Origin of the sequence: Nocardia cyriacigeorgica NBRC 100375, from assembly GCF_000308555.1 — a bacterium.
In the GTDB taxonomy this organism is placed as follows: domain Bacteria; phylum Actinomycetota; class Actinomycetes; order Mycobacteriales; family Mycobacteriaceae; genus Nocardia; species Nocardia cyriacigeorgica.
Map to the genome: position 1 here is coordinate 45,429 of NZ_BAFY01000326.1, position 16,698 is coordinate 62,126.

Consider the following 16,698-nt stretch of genomic DNA (forward strand, 5'->3'; position numbering starts at 1 on the left):
CCACCCGTGACCACCCGTTCAACCGAACCGGAGCACATCCGGCGCACCGTGCACAACGGTGAATTCGCGCTCGCGGTGCACGAATACGGCGACCCGGCCGCCGAGACCGTCGTGCTGGTGCACGGCTGGCCCGACACCCACCACCTGTGGGACAAGGTGGTGCCGCTGCTGGCACGCCGGTTCCACGTCGTCAGCTACGACACCCGCGGGCACGGCGAATCCACCCGGACCCAGCGCACCGCCGACTACCGGCTCGAGGAGCTGGCCTCGGACTTCTTCGCGGTCGTCGACGCGGTCAGCCCCGACCGGCCCGTGCATGTGCTGGCCCACGACTGGGGATCGGTCCAGGTCTGGGAAGCGGTCTGCGAACCCGGCGCGGCGCGGCGGGTTGCCTCGTTCACGTCGGTCTCCGGGCCCAACCTCGACCACCTGGGCAAATGGGTGCGTGCGCGGCTGTCGCGGCCGACACCGCGCAATGTGTGGCAGCCGCTGACCCAGCTGGCCTCCTCGGCGTACACGTTCTTCTTCATGACGCCGGTCGTGCCGCGCGTCGTGCTCGGTCAGCTGGCCACCGAGGGGCGCTGGCGGCAGTTCGTGGGGTTGATGAACGAGACCTCGTCGTCGAATGTGTCGGTGGGCAACACCTTTCGCAAGGACATCGTCGACGGTTTGCTGATCTACCGCGCGAACATCCTGCCGCGCATGCTCGCGCCGCGGGAGCGGCACACCGAGGTTCCGGTGCAGCTGATCGTCGCCGGACGCGATGTGGCGGTTCGCCCCGCGGGCTACGACGACGAGCGCACATGGGTCTCACGACTGTGGCGGCGCGACGTTCCCGCCGGGCATTGGATGCCGTTCTCCCATCCCGAGCTGCTGGCGAGCGCGACAACCGAACTCATCGACGCGCTCGCGGGCAAGCCGATACCGCGTGGTCTGCGGCGCGCCGAGATCGGCCGCCGCCGAGGCGAATTCGGCGATCAGCTGGTGGTGATCACCGGCGGCGGCAGCGGCATCGGACGTGAGACCGCGCTGGCGTTCGCTCGCCGCGGCGCCGAGATCGTGCTGTCGGATATCAACCTGGCCGCGGCCAAGGAGACGGCCGAACTGGTGGCCGCCGCCGGTGGGATCGCCCACGCCTACCAACTCGATGTCTCCGACGAATCCGCGGTGAACGACCACGCCCGTGCGGTGCTGGAAGCGCACGGCGTGCCCGACATCCTGATCAACAATGCGGGCGTCGGTCAGGCGGGCGGCTTCTTCGATACGCCCTCGGCGGAGTTCGACCGGGTGCTGCGGATCAATCTCGGCGGTGTCGTCAACGGATGCCGGGCATTCGGTCCCGCGATGGCCGAGCGCGGTGCCGGGCACATCGTCAATCTGTCGAGCATGGCCGCGTATTCGCCGCAGCAGGGGTTCAGCGCATACGCCACCAGTAAATCGGCGGTATTCATGTTCTCGGATTGCTTGCGTGCCGAACTCGCGGGGCGCGGAGTGGGGGTGCACACCATCTGCCCCGGCATCGTGCACACCAATATCGTTGCCACCACCACCTTTTCGGGTGTCGATGCCGATGAGGAGAAGCGCAAGCAGCAGCACTACGACAACCTCTACCGGATGCGCCACTACGGTCCGGAGAAGGTCGCCGAGCAGATCGTGCGGGCGGTCGCCCGCGGCCGCAGCATCGTCCCGGTGACGCCGGAGTCCCAGCTCCAGTATCGGCTCAGCCGATTCGCGCCCGGTGTGGTGCGTTTCGTGGCGGCGCGGGTGAAGCTCACCTGAACCGAGTGACAGCCGAGCCGGCGGCCGTCAGGCAGCGCGCATGTGGCCGCCGGTTCACTCGGTCTTGGTTGCGCCCGCTCTGCGAAGCTCGGCTTCGATGGCGGCGACCCGCTCGGCGCCGATGCCCCACGGCTGGTCCACGCCGACCCGGGTGTCCAGATCCCAGAGCACACAGCGCTCACCGGGGGCCGCGACCATCGACCAGGCGACCACGGTGCGGCCCAGTTGATCCGCCATAGAACCATGTGAGTCGGACTGTGTCGCAACGCCTTCCGGGAAGTGGTGCAAGAAGCGGCCGTAGGCGGCCGTGCAGAACTCGGCATAGAGTCGGGTGCACAGAATGAAACCGTGCCAGGCCTCATCGACCGCATGCGACGGCATCCCGATCACCTGACCGTCGCGCATCGCCGCACCACAGCAGCGCAACCATTGGCGCAGACCGGTGTCCACCAGTTCGCGTGGCTGCCACGGACAGCTCTTGTAGATGGCGTCGGGCAATTCGAGCTCGCGAACGACGCGGTCGACCGTGGCCAGATCGACCGGCTGGATGCTGCGTTTACCGAATCCGAACACAGTTCAGTGTAGGACCGGCGGTCGTTACGCTGCGAGCATGGAGATTCTGATCGCGCTGTTCGTCCTGACCGCGCTGGTCTCGATCGTGGCCGTTGGCGTCGTGCTGATCGTTGTCGTTGTCCAGCGCGTCGGTCGTGCGCAGCATCGGGGCGCGCCACGCGGGCAGTACTGGGTGGCGGGATCCGCCGGAGATCCGGGCGGGGGTGGTGGCCACGACCACGGCGACTACGGCACCGGGGCGGACTCGGGCGGATCGAGTTGCGGTGGTGGATCGAGTTGCGGTGGCGGCGGCGGATCCAGTTGTGGCGGTGGAGGTTCCTGATACCTCCACGCGGGGTACTCCATGGCGATGACGGATTTTCTCATCGGGCTCGCGCTGGTTTTGATCGCGGTCGCTGCGGCGGTGGCGATCGTGTTCCTCATAAAGCAGCGGCGATCGGAAGAATCGACCATGTCGAAGCTCACCAGAGACTCCCAGCGGTCCCGAACCAAGCGCCGCGCCGGCGCCAGGCGTGGCACCGGGTCGGCGGCCGCCGCGGGCGGTGGGTGGTGGAGCATCGGGGGCGGCGGTTCGGGTGATGGCGGCTCGGGTGGCAGCGGCTGTGGCGGTGGCGGCTGCGGTGGGGGAGGAGGCGGTGGCGGTGGCTGCGGGGGTGGCGGTGGCTGAGCCGCGCACGCATTGGTGACCGCTTCCACACTGCGCTTGACCTGAACCATACTTCAGGGTTGAGGCTTGTCGTATCCGAAGAACCGGAAACGATGGAGGTTGGTCATGCGAGCGGTGTACGCCACGAAGTTCGGTGGTCCAGACGTGCTCGAGGTGCGTGAAGTGCCCGAACCGGTCCCCGGGGCCGGAGAGGTTCTGGTCGATGTGGCCGCGGCCGACGTCATGTTCCTCGACACCAAGCTGCGCTCGGGGTGGGGAACCGATTTCTTTCCCGTCGAGCCGCCGTATGTCCCGGGTGGGGCCGTCGCCGGTGTGGTCGTCGCCGTCGGGCCGGAGGTCGATCCCTCCTGGATCGGCAGACGGGTCAGCACCCAGACGGTGCGCAGCGGGGTCGGCGGTGGGTTGCCGATCGGTGGGTACGCGGAGAAATCCCTGGCCAGGGTCGACACGCTGACCCCGGTGCCCGATGACGTCACCCTGGAGCAGGCGGTCGCACTGAGCCACGACGGCAAGACCGCGCTGGCCGTCTTCGACAAGGCCGCGATCGAATCCGGCGAATGGGTGCTCATCACCGCCGCGGGCGGCGGGCTCGGCACCCTGCTGACCCAACTCGCGCGCGCCGCGGGCGCCAAGGTGATCGCGGCGGCGCGCGGCAAGGCCAAGCTCGAACTGGCCGAACGGCTCGGCGCCGCCGTACTGGTCGACTACTCCGAACCCGGCTGGGTGGACGAGGTGCGCGCCGCGACCGGAGGGGCCGGTGTGCGGGTGGTGCTCGACGGCGCCGGTGGTGAACTCGGTGGCGCGGCGGCCGAGGCGCTCGCCGACGGCGGCCGGTTCATCGGGTACGGCGCCGCGGCGGGCGAATTCGCGGCCGTGGACACCGATTCCGCGCAACGCCGTGCGCTCACGGTGCTCGGCCTGTTCGATATCACCTCCGAAACGACCGATTGGTCGGCTCTGGCCGAACGTGCCCTGAAGGAAGTCGCGACCGGTCGAGTGGAAGTGGTGATCGGACAGACTTTTCCGCTGGAGGAGGCGAATTCGGCGCACGCGGCGATCGAATCGCGCAGCGCCATCGGACGCACACTGTTGAGTAACACAAACCGACCGAAATGAATACCAGCGGGTAGCGGATTCTGGGGCTATGGTGCCTGCGTGCTTACCGCAGCCATAGTTGTCATGATCCTCATTCTCGTTGCGTCCGTAGTACATCTCGCCAGCCGTCCACCACGCGGTGCGGCGGTGCCGAACCGGCGAAGTGCCGGCTCTGGCACGGAACGAGAACGGGAACGTCAGTACTGACCGTCCACCTCCACCTAGACGGTGATGCTCGCCCCGGTCATCCGGCCGGGGTGAGCACCACCACCGCGATGGGCCGCCGCGTGCGGGCCTGATACTCGCTGTAGCGACCCTGATTCACCCGATCCACCAGCTCCCAGCGCCGCGCGTACTCCGGGTCGTCCGGCAGCGTCGGCCGGGCGGTCACCCACATCGTGCGCCGCCCGATCTGGATCTCGCACTCCGGGTGCGCCTTCAGGTTCGCCAGCCACCCCGGCGGACGCGGCGAACCGCCATTCGACGCCGTCACCAGATAATCGCGCCCGTCCTTCGCGTAGGTGAGCGCCGACGTCCGCGGTTTCCCGGTCTTGCGCCCGACCGTCCGCAACAACAATGTCGGATTCCCGAACAACAGCCGATGCCCCACCCATCCGCCGCTGTGCTCATAGATCCACTGGTGTGCCTGCAATACTTTCGTGAACACCCCGGCCATACAAACCCCTCAGCAGTAGCGCCAACGCCCCACCCTAACCACGCCCCATCCCGATTGGCCCACGCCGCGCCCGACCCGGTACCATTCTCAGCACCTGCGGACCCACCGCATCCGGGGGCGGTAGCTCAGTCGGTTAGAGCCGTGGACTCATAATCCATTGGTCGCGGGTTCGAGCCCCGCCCGCCCCACAAAACACCTATCTGCCAGCGAAAACGCGTTGTTCGAATGGCCGGCGATCCGCGGGTTCTCCCGTCGGAGCAATGTATGTGCGCGATCGTTGCCCGTCGCGGCGGTGCGGGGGGCTCGCTACACTCTTCTACCAGCTCGATACGGCCGTGGACGGCCGGGACCGACGGGATGCGGCGAGCAGGATGCCGGCCGCTCGGCGAATCGAGCACCACACCGATCGGGCTCGTCTAGGGTGTGGGTGCGGTTAGGCCGCACAGTCAGTGATGCGTGATCAGCGGGATGTTCGTGGTGTGCTCCATCGAATTGAAAGGCGCTGCATGGCAAGGGGCTTGACGCAACTCGAGCTGCTCACCGAGCTGGAACCGGTGGTGGCGACCAATATCGACCGGCACTTGGCCACGGCCAAGGACTGGCATCCACACGACTACGTGCCGTGGGATGAGGGCCGCAACTTCGCGGCCATGGGTGGTGAGGACTGGCATCCGGAGCAGTCGCGGCTGTCGGAGGTCGCCAAGGTCGCGATGGTGACCAACCTGCTCACCGAAGACAACCTGCCCTCCTACCACAGGGTGATCTCGGAGAACTTCTCCCAGGACGGCGCCTGGGGCACCTGGGTGGGGCGGTGGACGGCCGAGGAGAATCGGCACGCCATCGCCATGCGCGACTATCTGATCTGCACCAGGGCGGTCGATCCGGTCGCCCTGGAGAACGACCGGATGGTGCACATGACGCGCGGTGTGCACGCCCCGGAGGGGTTCGGTGGCGTGCTCGATCAGGTCGCCTACGTGACCATTCAGGAGCTGGCCACCCGGATCAGCCATCGCAGCACCGGACGGGTGTGCGAGGACCCGATCGCCGATCGCATGCTGCAACGCATTGCCGCCGACGAGAACCTGCACATGATGTTCTACCGCAACGTCACCGCGGCGGCCTTCGACATCGCCCCGGATCAGACGATGGAATCGGTCACCCACATCGTGAAGACGTTCTCCATGCCCGGCACCGGCATGCCGAACTGGCGACGCAACGGCGTGCTGATGGTCAAGCACGGGATCTACGATCTGCGCCAGCACCTCGACGAGGTCGTGCTGCCCGTGCTGCGCATCTGGAATGTATTCAAGCGCAACGATTTCGGGCCGCGCGGCGAACGCAGCCGGGAAGAACTCGGCGAGTACATGGAGAAGCTGACCCGTGATGTGATCAAGTTCGAGGAGCAGCGCGAACGCATCCTCGCCCGCGAGGCGGCCCGCGAAGCCGCTCGCGTGGGATAGCGGACCCGGGTCTCACGCCACCGGGAGTTCGACGACGAAGCGGGCGCCACCCTGCGGCGCCCCTTCGACACCGATCGCGCCGTCATGGCGCTCGACGACCTCGCGGACGATGGCGAGGCCGAGGCCGGCACCGCCATCGTCGCGGCTGCGGGCCTCGTCCAAGCGGACGAAACGCTGGAAGATCCGCTCCCGATCGGCCTCTGGCACGCCGGAGCCGTCGTCGACGACGTCGATGACGGCGGTGCCGGCGTTGCGCGTGAGACCCACCCGCACCGACGTTGCCGCGTGCCGCTGGGCATTGTCGACGAGATTGCCGAGCACCCGCGCGAGCTGCGAGCGGCTTCCGGTGACCTCGATCGGCTCGTCGGGCAGCGTGTACTCCACCGGTATGCGGTCGCCGATCCGGTGCGAGATCTCCTGTTCGATCAATGCCCGCAGATCAACCCGGTCGGCCCGCGGTTGCTCACCCGCGTCGAGCCGGGCCAGCAGCAGCAGATCGGCCGCGAGCTGCTGGATCCGGACGGTATCGCCGAGCACGCCGTCCATTTCGAGCAGATCCGGATGTGCCTGCGCCACCTCGAGCTGGGTGCGCAGGCTGGCGATCGGGCTGCGCAGCTCATGAGCGGCGTCGGCGATGAAGCGGCGCTGGCGTTCCGAGGATTTCTCCAGCGCGGCGAGCGTCTCGTTGGTGGTGGCGGCCAACCTGGCGATCTCATCGCGCGAGCGCGGTTCGGGGACCCGGCGTGAGAGGTCACCGTGCATGATCTCGGCGAGCTCGCGGCGGATCGCTTCCACCGGTCGCAAGGCGCGGCGGGTGACCAGCCAAGTCACCGCGGCGACCACGGCCAGCAGCAGCGGCAGCCCGATCAGCATGGCGCGACGCGCGTCGGCCACCGCGCTCTCAGCGGTTTCCAGCGAGGCGGCCGCGTAGACGATGACCGGTTGCCCGGTCGCGAGCGTGGACGGAACGGCAGCTACGCGGAAGTTTTCGGGAGCGTCGGCGTCGGGTGGGGTCAGCGCAACGTCGCTGAAGGTGACTTCCGCGGCGCCGGCTGCCGCGTCGGCGGAGCCGGGCGCGCCCGCACCGCCATCGTGTGCGCCGCCGGTACCTGGGCCAACGCCTGCCGCACCTGCGCTACCCGGTCCGCCTGCGCCGCTCGCGGCCTTGTTGCTTGTTCCCGAGTTACCTGCGCCGGCGAGGTCACCGCCGCCCGTTGCCCCTGCACCTATGCGCCCGGCGCTCCCGGCACCGTTCGCACCTGTGGCCGACGAGCCTTCCGCCGGTTCGTCCCCGGAACCTCCATTGCCGACGCCTTCGGTGCCCTCCTCCTCCTCGTCCTCGTCGTCATCTTCGTCTTCGCCTTCCTCTTCCTCGCCGTCCTCTTCTTCGCCCTCGCCCGCGCCTTCGCTGGACGAGCTCTGACCGCTACCGGTCGCCTGTGGCGTGACGTCCGTGAGCGGCCCGGTGATGGTCAGTTCTTCGTCGGCAGCCAGGACGGCCCCGTCGAGTGAGACGACCTGCGCTGGTTCGTCATCCGGGTCGGGGAAGCGCAGCCGGGTGAGGTCGGTTCCCGCTTCGAGCTGGGCGACGATATCGCGCGCATTGCCTTCCGCCTGCAGGCTCGCACTCTCGACCAGGTTGTTGCGCAGCGCCCCGAGCACCAGCAGACCGGTGGCGGTCAACGCCAGCGCCACCACGACCGTCGCGGCGGTCGTGGTGCGCGCTCGTACCGAGCTCCACGGCGAGCTGCGGCGGCGCATCCGGTCAACCACGGTCGGCCGTCAGCCGATAGCCGGCGCCGCGGACGGTCAGGATGGTCCGGCAGGCGAAGGGGGCGTCGATCTTACGGCGCAGGGCACTGATGTAGACCTCGACGATATTCGGGTCGCCGTCATAGGCGAAGTCCCAGACATGTTCCAGGATATCGGCTTTCGACACCACCTCGCCGGCGCGGATGGCCAGGTGCTCGAGGACGGCGAACTCTTTGGCGGTGAGCGAGACCTCCTGGTCGCCGCGCCGGCACAGGCGGGTGGCGGGATCCAGGACGAGCTGTCCGACGCGCAGCACCTGCGCGCCCACACGCGTCCGCCTGCGCAGCAAGGCCCGGATGCGGGCGACGAGCACCACGTAGGAGAACGGTTTGCTGAGATAGTCGTCGGCACCGGTGTCCAGGCCCTCGGCCTCGTCGTACTCACCGTCTTTCGCGGTGAGCATCAGCACCGGCGTCTCGTGGCCCGCGGCCCGCAGCGCCGCGCACACCTGGTAGCCATTCATGCCGGGCAGCATGATGTCGAGGATGATCAGGTCGTAGTCGGCGGTGGTGGCCCGATGCAGCCCTTCGACACCGTCATGTACCACGTCGACGGCGAAACCCTCGGCGGCCAAACCCTTTGCCAGTGCGAGGGCGAGACGTTTCTCGTCCTCGACGATCAGCAGACGCATGCGCCAAGAGTGGCAGATTCTTGCTGAAACGTCCTTCAGGTTGGTTCAGGTCGGCTTCAGCATTGCCCTGCCACAGTGGTCACCACATTCGACAGCACACTCCCACAGGAGGTTTCACCATGGTCAGCATCCTGCGCCGGGCCACCGCCGGACTTCGCTGGGTCGTCGTCGGGGTCGTGGTCCTCGCGGCTGCCGGCATCGGCATTGCCGCGCTGGTTCTCGGCAACGATTCGCACAGCACCATCTCCCTCGACCGCCCGATCACCGAATGGTCGCTGATGGCGAACCCGAGTATCGACCGCCAGGAGGCCATGAACACCGCCGCCGCGCAGGTCCCGGACGGCGTCGCCACCTCCGCCGAATTCGATACCGAACTGGGTACCCCGGTCTGGGAGGTCGACGTTCGCACACCGGCCGGTGTCGAATACGACGTGACCATCGATGCCAACACCGGCAAGGTGCTCGGCACCGTCGACCACGACTGACGGTGCCGTCGCGATCGGCCCGGAGGCGGCGCCGGGCCGATCGTCATATCCGTGGCTCAGGCGAAGGCGGGTAGCTGCACGACCTGCCCGGCGTAGGCCAATCCGGCGCCGAAGCCCACCAGCAACGCGGTATCGCCCGGTTGCGATGCTCCGGTACGCAGCAGCTGGTGCATAGCCATCGGAATCGAGGCAGCACTGGTGTTTCCGGTGTCGACGATGTCGCGGGCAATGGCGACGGATTCGGGAATATGCAGTGCGCGGGTGAGGGCGTCGGTGATGCGCATATTCGCCTGGTGCGGGACGAAGGCGTCGAGCTGGTCGACGGTCACCCCGGCCTTGTCGAGCGCGTCACGGCAGGCCTTCTCCAAGAAGGTGACCGCCCAACGGAAGACCGCCTGACCGTTCATGCGGATATAGGGCCGCTCGGTGGTTCCGCCGGTGGCCTCGGCCTGCGCGACCTCGGCGAAGTACTGCTGGAAATCCTTGTCCTGCTTGATCGCCGCGGTCTGGCTGCCGTCCGAACCCCAGGCGACGGGGCCGATACCCTCGGTCTCCGACGGTCCGACGACGACCGCGCCCGCGCCGTCGGCGAAGATGAAGGCGCAGCTGCGGTCGGTCGGATCGAGCAGATCCGACAGCCGCTCCACCCCGATCACCAGCACATGCCGCGCCTGGCCCGCACGCACCAGATTGGCGGCGTTTGCCAGCGCGTAGCAGAAGCCCGCGCATCCGGCCGACACGTCGAACGCGGCGGTGTCGTGCATGCCGAGTTCGGTGGCGACCACCGCGCCCGCCGAGGGGCCGAGCACCATCTGCGACGACGTCGCCAGGATCACCGTATCGATTTCGCCGGCGGCGAGGCCGGCGGCTTTCAGCGCGTCACGGGCGGCGGCGGTGCTCATGCCGACAATGGTCTCGTCGGCGTCGGCCCAATGCCTGGCGGCGATGCCGGACCGAGTGCGGATCCATTCGTCAGAGGAATCGATGCGTTCGACGATCTCGGCGTTGGGGACGACGCGTCGGGGCCGATAGATCCCGAGGCCGAGTAGGGCAGCATGGGCGACGGGGGTGGCGGTGGCGATATGCGCGGGCACGGGGTTCCTCTCCCTGTGAACCGATCGGTTCACGTCGACGAAGTTCTAACATGGACCGATCGGTTCAATCAAGGCTTGGAGGAATTCAGTGGCCGCCGGACCCCGCGCCCGACTGATCGCCGCGACCATCAGCACCGTGCAAGAGCACGGTGTGCATGCCGCCGGGCTGAGTGAACTGCTCAAACGCGGCAATGCCTCCCGCAACTCCTTGTACCAGCACTTCCCGGCGGGCAAGACCGAGCTGGTGGAGACCGCCGCCCGAATCGTCTCGCGGCTGGTGTACTCCCATGTCAGCGCCATGGCCGACGCGTTGCCGACGGCCCCGACGGTGGAAGGCTGGCTGGACGAACTCTTCGCGTTCTGGCGCGGCGCCCTCGAAACCAGCGACTTCCGAGCGGGCTCGTTCATGATGGCGGCCGCACTCGACGAGCTGACGCCGCCCGTGCAATCCGCGGCCGGGCAGGCGTTCGCCGAATGGACCGCCCGACTCGCCGACGGGCTCGTCGAGGCCGGCGTCGAACGCGCCACCGCCTGCTCGGTGGCCGGGTTGTTGTTGTCGGTGATCGAAGGGGCCATCGTGCAGAGCCGCGCCCTGAAGTCGGCGCATCCGTTCGACGACGCGCGCCACCAGCTCGCGGTGCTGCTGGCCCACTACCTGCCGCAATAACCGCAGGGGTGTTTGCCGAGGCCGTTGCCGGGCATCCGGCCGATGTCGGGGCCGTGCGGCAAGCAACGCGTGCGCGGCCGGTGCGACGAAAGGACCAGACCCGTGCCGAACAACACCACAGTCACAGCGCGCACGCCGATCCAGCTCGCGGCGATGGTCGTGGGCGCGGCATTTCTCCTGGTAGGAGTCCTCGGATTCATTCCGGGCATCACCACGAACTACGACACTCTGGAATGGGCGGGCCATCATTCCGAAGCCCAGCTGCTCGGCCTGTTCAACGTGTCGATTCTGCACAATCTCGTGCACCTGGCCTTCGGTGTCGTCGGCCTGATCGCAGCCGCGAATCCGCCCGCTGCCCGCAGCTTCCTGATCGGCGGCGGCGTGATCTATCTCGTGCTGTGGATCTACGGCCTCGTCATCGACCAGAACAGCGACGCCAATTTCGTGCCCCTCGACACCGCCGACAACTGGCTGCACTTCGGGCTCGGCCTGGGCATGATCGCGCTCGGCGTCATCCTGCCGCGTAAGACCAGCACCGGTCAGCACCTGTCGGGGCGGCAACCGGGAATCATCGAGTAGCGCGGCAGACGAACAGGCGAGGAGGTATCCACCATGGCCGAGACCTATCACGCGCCGTCGCCGCAGACGCGCTCGATCAGCGAGCTCGTCGACGACGCAACCACTCAGCTCTCGCGGCTGGTCCGTGACGAGATCCGGCTGGCCCGCATCGAAATGCAGGACCGCACAAAGGGAATCGCCACGGGACTGGGTTTCGCTGGGGCCGCGGGCGTGCTCGCCTTCTACGGCGGCGCCGCACTGATCGCCGCGGCGATCATGGCGCTGGCCTTGGTGCTGCCGGGGTGGGCGGCGGCCCTCATCGTCGGCGGGGCACTGCTCGTCGTGGCGGCGGTGCTTGGACTGCTCGGTAAGAAGAACGTGTCCGAGGCCGCCCCGCCCATTCCCCGGGAAGCAGTGGAGGGCGTGCGCGAGGACCTCGACGTGGTCAAGGAATGGAGGCGATGATGGGCGACACCGACCCCGACGACGCGGAGCTGCTGCGCATGGACCGCGATCTGACCCGGCGTGAACTCGGTGAGACCGTCGCCGAGCTGAGCGGCAAATTCGATGTCCGTTCCCGGGCCGAGGACAAGATGCACGATGTCGCCGAGGCCGGGCGGCACCGGGTGAGCGAGGCCAAGCACGCCGTGCTCGAAACCACCGATCAGGCTCGCAGCAAGGCCAAGCATCTCGCGCCCGACCCGGTCGTCGACCGCACCGGGCGCATGGTCGAGACCGCGCGACGGCGACCCGCCTATGTCGCCGCCGGCGCCGTCTCCGCGATCGCTCTGATCTGGTTGATCGTGCGCTGGAGGCGGGCATGAAAGTGCTCTACAAGCCGCTCGGAGCGCTCGTCGGCGTCCTCGGCGGCATCGCAGCCAGCGCCGTCTTCGCCCAGGTATGGCGCCGATTGAGCGGCGAAGACCAAGCCCCCGACGCCACCTCCCGCGACTACGGCTGGCGCGAAGTCCTGCTGGCCGCCGCCGTACAGGGCGCGATCTTCGGCGTGGTGAAGGCCGCCGTCGACCGCGCCGGCGCCACCGGCTACCAGCGCGTCACGGGGACCTGGCCGGGGAATTGAATTGCCCGGCCGGGCACTCCGTTCGCCCAAGGCAATCAGTGAAGATGCGCCCGTCATCAGAGGAGGGCGCACTTCCAGTCACTGCCGGGGGAGCCGTGACTCCTCCTGCACACCAGCATCCGATTCCCGCCCGCTTGGAACTCATACGAACTCTCGACGGCATTGCCCGCGATGTCGTGCGTTCGCAGCTCGCCGATCAGCTGGTTCAGCCGCGCATACGGCTGCGACGATCCCACCGCTACCAGCGGGAAAATCCGTACCTCGCCGCGAGTGACCCGCATCAGCTCACGAATAGCCGCGAGATGGAATGCGTAGTCGAGATCCTCGGCGTAGCTGAACAATAGATGCGAGCTGAGCGTCAGATCGAAGGAATCGTTGTCGAACGGAAGCTTCGGAAGAGCGCCCGCGACGTAGCGGTGTGGGTGTTGCCGGATATCGGCAGCGAATCGCTCGGCCGACGTGGACCTACCGCGGCGATGATCATCGGGATCGGCGCAGAACGTCCACCGGTACTGCTCGGGATGCGCGCGAACGAAGTCACTTCCGCGCTCGGCCTCCGCCACCGCCAACGCACCGAGCTCATCCGGTGTCCGATCGAAATAGGCGATATCGCAGGCCGTTACGTCACCACCCCGGTCACAGACCTCGGCCGTGAATGCCGCCGCCCCACCCGGGCAGTCGAGGATGCGGCGAGCGAGATCGGCCTCGGTGAGATCGAACATCGCCCGATACTCCGCCGCCGACCGTGAACTGAGCAGAATGGCGCCGAATCCCGCGGAATGATTGGTGGTCATGGGTTCCTCACTCTCGGGGCCGCCCGCCACCGATGATGCTCGACCGCGCAAGCGCTTTCGACCGCCGGGACAGGCGGTCGAAACGCACACTTCACGGCCGCTGGAGCAGCGGCCACCAAGGCTGCGCGAACATCATCACGGGGTGATTAGAGCACAGCGCGGCGGCCGGCGCCTCTTCGTTTCCCGCGACCAGTCGATCCGCTGCGGGCCGGCATCAGCGATACTCGCCCAAGGCGAGGCGCGTTCCCCTCGGGACAAACCGTTTCGGATACACAGTCAGCAAGTCGCATCGGGTGAGCACATCATTGGCCCGGTGTTGAATGTGCTGCATAGTCGGCGTGACGATGACATCGACGTTTAACGCCTTCGCTTTCACCAGTAACCAACTCAGCGTGTCGTTTTCGCATTCGACTACCGTTCGCGCGACCGAGTACCCCTATCGGGCCGCCAAGGCGCGCGCCTCCATCTCGATCCCGGACAGGTGCCGGTCGCAGAACGAATTCTGGAGATACACAACGGCTTTCATGGTGCGCGCTCCGCTCGAGGTTGATGAGGGCAGCCGATAGCCGGGCGATGGAGGGGCTTCCTGCCTCCCACAGGGGACGGCTCCGGCGATCCTGTGGGAGTCCCACCGAGCGAGGGCGGCGATTTCGGGTCCGCTGGGGGGCTTCCGGCTATCGACTGCTGCGCACAGATAACCGGGTGCGCGGCGCGATGGCACGCCTTCATGGGTGATCCAGCGAAGTTTGCCCATACGTGCAGAAGGCTCTGCCACGGCGTGGGAAACTATGCTCTATGCAGCAACTTTGGTGTCGATTCGCCACGGCGGCACCTCTCATCCATCGGAGCATGCACGTATCACCCAATAATGTGGACCAGTGACCAAATCGACTACGATTCTGCGGCGTCAGCTCGGTCGGCAACTTCGAGAACTGCGTCTAGCGTCTGGACTCTCGATCGTTGAAGCCGCGCGACGAATCGAACGCGGCGCGGGAACCGTCCAACGTCTGGAGAAGGGCGAGAACCCGAAGATCAGGCTGTTGGATGTCGAGGCCCTGACGAAGCTGTACGACGCGACCGAACGTCTGGACGGGCTACTGGAAATCGCGAAACGGGCGAGAAACGGCGAAGGCGAGGGCGGCGCCTGGTGGCATAAGTATGGCGACGTCATCCCCGAAATGTTCGCGCTCCTGCTCGATCTGGAAACCATCGCGTCTTCGCTGACGATGTACCGGCCCGAGCTACTGCCTGGTCTGTTACAAACGGCGGCGTACACAAGGGCTCTCGACTCCGCATATTTTCGGAGGGCAACCCCTGACGAGCTGGACGAGCGCGTGCGTGTCCGGCTCAATCGGCAGCGCATCATCACCCGCCGCTATGACCCGGTCAAGGTGCACCTACTGCTCGAGGAGGCCGTGATACGGCGTGTTATCGGCGGGCCGCGGGTCATGGCCGAGCAATTGCGACACCTGGCCGACCTACCGCCGAACGTCACCGTTCAGATCATCCCGTTCGGCGCTCGATACCCGCTCGGAACCGCAACCGGTCAATACACGCTGTTGGACTTTGACGAGAACACTGGCGAACCCCCAATCGTCTACGTCGAGGGTTACGGCACTTCCACCTACTACGAGCGCAAAGGGTTGATCGACCGGTATCGCAGCGCCTTTGGCCAACTTCGCGGGGTTGCATTGAGTCCGGCCGACTCGAAACGGCTGCTCAGGACAGCGAGTAGGGAGTGCAGAGCGTGAATGCGGACCTGTCTGATGCACGATGGTTCAAGTCCAGCTACAGCAGCGCGGGGCACGATTGCGTAGAAGTCGCCCACCTGGCCCGGGGAATGGTTGGCGTCCGCGACTCGAAGAACCCAACCGGCCCGGCAATCGTCTTCTCCCCGTCCGAATGGGATGCGTTCCTGTCCGGCGCCCGCGCCGGTGAGTTCAACCGCCCGTAGCCTCAACCCAATCCGGTGCCCCGCGACACTGCCTGGTGCGCGGGGCGCACTCATATCGAGGGTCGCGGGCCCCTCGATCTCCCGCGCGAAGGGGGTTGTATCCGGCTCGGATCGGGCAGCGAGCGGGGTCGCTCGTCGGTGTACCAGGCGTACTCGATCCCGCTCAGCGATCCGCCTTCGACCCACGGCAGAACCTCCCCGACGGGAGTACCGTCGCGGTTGCTCACCTCACCAGTGGCGAAGATCCCGTCCATCGACGCAGCCGGCGCCACACCGGGCTCCACCGCCAGGTCGACGCTGGGCGGTCCCACGCCCCAGGTGGCGACAACCCGCGCATAGGGCAGTTGCGCCAGGTATTCCCTCGCGCCCGGCGCACCGGATGACAGCAACTGTCTGACGCCGCCGACCTCCAAATCGGTCAGCGCCCGCGGCTGGACGGGTGTGTTGATCGTCTATCTCCTCGATTCGCGCGCCGCCATGAAGCATGCGGTGCCGGAGTTGAACGCACCGTGGACCATTGCGCCGCGAATATGGACAGTTGTACGTCGTTCGTGCGTACAAAACCGCTGACGCCACGGCCACGGCCGCGATCGGCAATGCACGGCCGATACCACCTTGGGTGCACGCTTCACCCGGATCCACCGAACATTGCGGAACCCGACCTGCACGGACGAGTCCAGCCACCCGAATCTGCAGCTGTTGGCACGCAGCCGGAGGCGTGGACTGAGGTGCGAGTCAACGCACAGGCAAGGGCATTAATAAATCTCGACGCCTGGCCTACCCTCGCCAGGGGTGCAGGCGGTTGAAGATGTTGACTTTGAACGGTTCGCTACGAGCCACTACCCGCGTGTCGGCGACCAGGAACACTTCAACGATGTGCGTGCCGGTATACGCGGTCCGTTCACAATGCAGTTCTGGATCAGGCGAGGGTTTGTCATCGATACGTTTCGCCTGGATGAAGTCACCTCGCAGTGACCGCTCCACCCGCGCATGATCGCCGGTATTGGTGACGCGCCACCAAACACTGGTGTCAGTGGGTCCGCTTCGATCTGCCTTGAACTCGATGAAGCAGCCCGGGAACAGCAGACGACCGTCGTTCGGATACCCGATTCTCCTGCCACGCCGCCCACGGCGGCTCCATGCTCGGATGGACACCTGGTACCGCGAATCAAGGCGCTCGACCCACCCGCGGCTTGCTGGCCCTTTCGCGTGAGAAGCGTCAGCCAGTTGGACGGGGAACACATCTTTGGGGACCGCGGGAAAGTCGTCGCCGAGAAGGTCCCGCCATGTCTCGACAGCTTCCACCAAGTCGTTGGTTCCTGTGGCGGCGGAAACGAGCTGAGCAGCCTCAGCCAGTTCGCGTTTGAATTCC

The 16,698-nt window shown here is 66.9% G+C and carries 19 protein-coding genes and 1 tRNA gene; 13 read left to right on the plus strand and 7 right to left on the minus strand.

Annotation, left to right across the window (positions count from 1 at the left end; translation table 11 throughout):
• Positions 1-6: 6 nt before the first annotated feature.
• On the plus strand, positions 7-1,779 hold the full coding sequence (locus tag RJ05_RS28415) for an SDR family oxidoreductase (RefSeq protein ID WP_036543099.1): 1,773 nt from the start codon (positions 7-9) through the stop codon (positions 1,777-1,779).
• Positions 1,780-1,833: 54 nt separating this feature from the next.
• Here RJ05_RS28415 and RJ05_RS28420 read toward each other — a convergent pair whose 3' ends face one another.
• Entirely contained in the window at positions 1,834-2,352 is a 519-nt protein-coding gene (locus tag RJ05_RS28420; RefSeq protein ID WP_051017068.1) for a UCP032817 domain-containing protein, read from the minus strand.
• A gap of 37 nt (positions 2,353-2,389) precedes the next feature.
• Between RJ05_RS28420 and RJ05_RS30450 the strand changes: the two genes are divergently transcribed.
• Positions 2,390-2,674: a hypothetical protein gene (locus RJ05_RS30450; RefSeq protein WP_081597605.1), complete on the plus strand. Its 285-nt coding sequence runs from the start codon at positions 2,390-2,392 to the stop codon at positions 2,672-2,674.
• A gap of 450 nt (positions 2,675-3,124) precedes the next feature.
• On the plus strand, positions 3,125-4,135 hold the full coding sequence (locus RJ05_RS28435; protein WP_036543104.1) for a zinc-binding dehydrogenase: 1,011 nt from the start codon (positions 3,125-3,127) through the stop codon (positions 4,133-4,135).
• Between the two features lie 223 nt (positions 4,136-4,358).
• Here the strand turns inward: RJ05_RS28435 and RJ05_RS28440 are convergent, their stop codons facing one another.
• On the minus strand, positions 4,359-4,790 hold the full coding sequence (locus tag RJ05_RS28440) for a nitroreductase family deazaflavin-dependent oxidoreductase (RefSeq protein WP_036543107.1): 432 nt from the start codon (positions 4,788-4,790) through the stop codon (positions 4,359-4,361).
• 114 nt (positions 4,791-4,904) lie between these two features.
• Between RJ05_RS28440 and RJ05_RS28445 the strand changes: the two genes are divergently transcribed.
• Both RJ05_RS28445 and RJ05_RS28450 read left to right on the plus strand, forming a co-directional pair.
• Positions 4,905-4,978 (plus strand) — tRNA-Ile (locus RJ05_RS28445).
• 318 nt (positions 4,979-5,296) lie between these two features.
• Entirely contained in the window at positions 5,297-6,250 is a 954-nt protein-coding gene (locus tag RJ05_RS28450; protein ID WP_036543110.1) for an acyl-ACP desaturase, read from the plus strand.
• A gap of 12 nt (positions 6,251-6,262) precedes the next feature.
• On the opposite strand, the gene RJ05_RS28455 is transcribed toward RJ05_RS28450, so the two are convergent.
• Both RJ05_RS28455 and RJ05_RS28460 read right to left on the minus strand, forming a co-directional pair.
• Positions 6,263-8,011: a sensor histidine kinase gene (locus tag RJ05_RS28455; protein WP_036543113.1), complete on the minus strand. Its 1,749-nt coding sequence runs from the start codon at positions 8,009-8,011 to the stop codon at positions 6,263-6,265.
• A 4-nt stretch (positions 8,012-8,015) separates the two neighbouring features.
• A complete protein-coding gene (locus RJ05_RS28460) occupies positions 8,016-8,693 on the minus strand; it encodes a response regulator (RefSeq protein ID WP_036543116.1) in 678 nt (225 codons plus the stop codon).
• A 119-nt stretch (positions 8,694-8,812) separates the two neighbouring features.
• Here RJ05_RS28460 and RJ05_RS29660 point away from each other — a divergent pair, with 119 nt between their 5' ends.
• Complete coding sequence (locus RJ05_RS29660) at positions 8,813-9,178, plus strand: PepSY domain-containing protein (protein ID WP_051017077.1); 366 nt, start codon at positions 8,813-8,815, stop codon at positions 9,176-9,178.
• Between the two features lie 56 nt (positions 9,179-9,234).
• Here RJ05_RS29660 and RJ05_RS28470 read toward each other — a convergent pair whose 3' ends face one another.
• The gene (locus RJ05_RS28470) at positions 9,235-10,272 is read right to left on the minus strand and encodes a beta-ketoacyl-ACP synthase III (RefSeq protein WP_036543119.1); all 1,038 of its coding nucleotides are present in this window, start codon (positions 10,270-10,272) and stop codon (positions 9,235-9,237) included.
• Between the two features lie 88 nt (positions 10,273-10,360).
• Here RJ05_RS28470 and RJ05_RS28475 point away from each other — a divergent pair, with 88 nt between their 5' ends.
• The 5 genes from RJ05_RS28475 (at position 10,361) to RJ05_RS28495 (ending at position 12,578) form a co-directional block, all read left to right on the plus strand.
• On the plus strand, positions 10,361-10,939 hold the full coding sequence (locus RJ05_RS28475; protein ID WP_051017079.1) for a TetR/AcrR family transcriptional regulator: 579 nt from the start codon (positions 10,361-10,363) through the stop codon (positions 10,937-10,939).
• A 153-nt stretch (positions 10,940-11,092) separates the two neighbouring features.
• Complete coding sequence (locus tag RJ05_RS28480) at positions 11,093-11,518, plus strand: DUF4383 domain-containing protein (RefSeq protein ID WP_051017086.1); 426 nt, start codon at positions 11,093-11,095, stop codon at positions 11,516-11,518.
• 33 nt (positions 11,519-11,551) lie between these two features.
• On the plus strand, positions 11,552-11,962 hold the full coding sequence (locus tag RJ05_RS28485; protein ID WP_036543128.1) for a phage holin family protein: 411 nt from the start codon (positions 11,552-11,554) through the stop codon (positions 11,960-11,962).
• Positions 11,962-12,321 (plus strand): DUF3618 domain-containing protein, encoded by a 360-nt coding sequence (locus tag RJ05_RS28490; RefSeq protein WP_162140662.1) that lies wholly within the window; start codon positions 11,962-11,964, stop codon positions 12,319-12,321. Before RJ05_RS28485 ends, RJ05_RS28490 begins: the two co-directional genes overlap by 1 nt.
• Positions 12,318-12,578, plus strand: a complete 261-nt coding sequence (locus RJ05_RS28495; protein WP_036543133.1) for a DUF4235 domain-containing protein — start codon at positions 12,318-12,320, stop codon at positions 12,576-12,578. Before RJ05_RS28490 ends, RJ05_RS28495 begins: the two co-directional genes overlap by 4 nt.
• 56 nt (positions 12,579-12,634) lie before the next feature.
• Here the strand turns inward: RJ05_RS28495 and RJ05_RS28500 are convergent, their stop codons facing one another.
• On the minus strand, positions 12,635-13,372 hold the full coding sequence (locus RJ05_RS28500) for a class I SAM-dependent methyltransferase (RefSeq protein ID WP_036543136.1): 738 nt from the start codon (positions 13,370-13,372) through the stop codon (positions 12,635-12,637).
• 878 nt (positions 13,373-14,250) lie between these two features.
• On the opposite strand from RJ05_RS28500, the gene RJ05_RS28510 reads away from it, so the two are divergent.
• Together RJ05_RS28510 and RJ05_RS28515 are read left to right on the plus strand one after the other, a co-directional pair.
• Positions 14,251-15,123 (plus strand): helix-turn-helix domain-containing protein, encoded by an 873-nt coding sequence (locus tag RJ05_RS28510; protein WP_036543142.1) that lies wholly within the window; start codon positions 14,251-14,253, stop codon positions 15,121-15,123.
• The gene (locus tag RJ05_RS28515) at positions 15,120-15,326 is read left to right on the plus strand and encodes a DUF397 domain-containing protein (RefSeq protein WP_036543206.1); all 207 of its coding nucleotides are present in this window, start codon (positions 15,120-15,122) and stop codon (positions 15,324-15,326) included. Before RJ05_RS28510 ends, RJ05_RS28515 begins: the two co-directional genes overlap by 4 nt.
• A 777-nt stretch (positions 15,327-16,103) precedes the next feature.
• Here the strand turns inward: RJ05_RS28515 and RJ05_RS31575 are convergent.
• A partial coding sequence (locus RJ05_RS31575; protein ID WP_444547123.1) for a nucleotide-binding domain-containing protein occupies positions 16,104-16,698 on the minus strand: 595 nt, incomplete at its 5' end.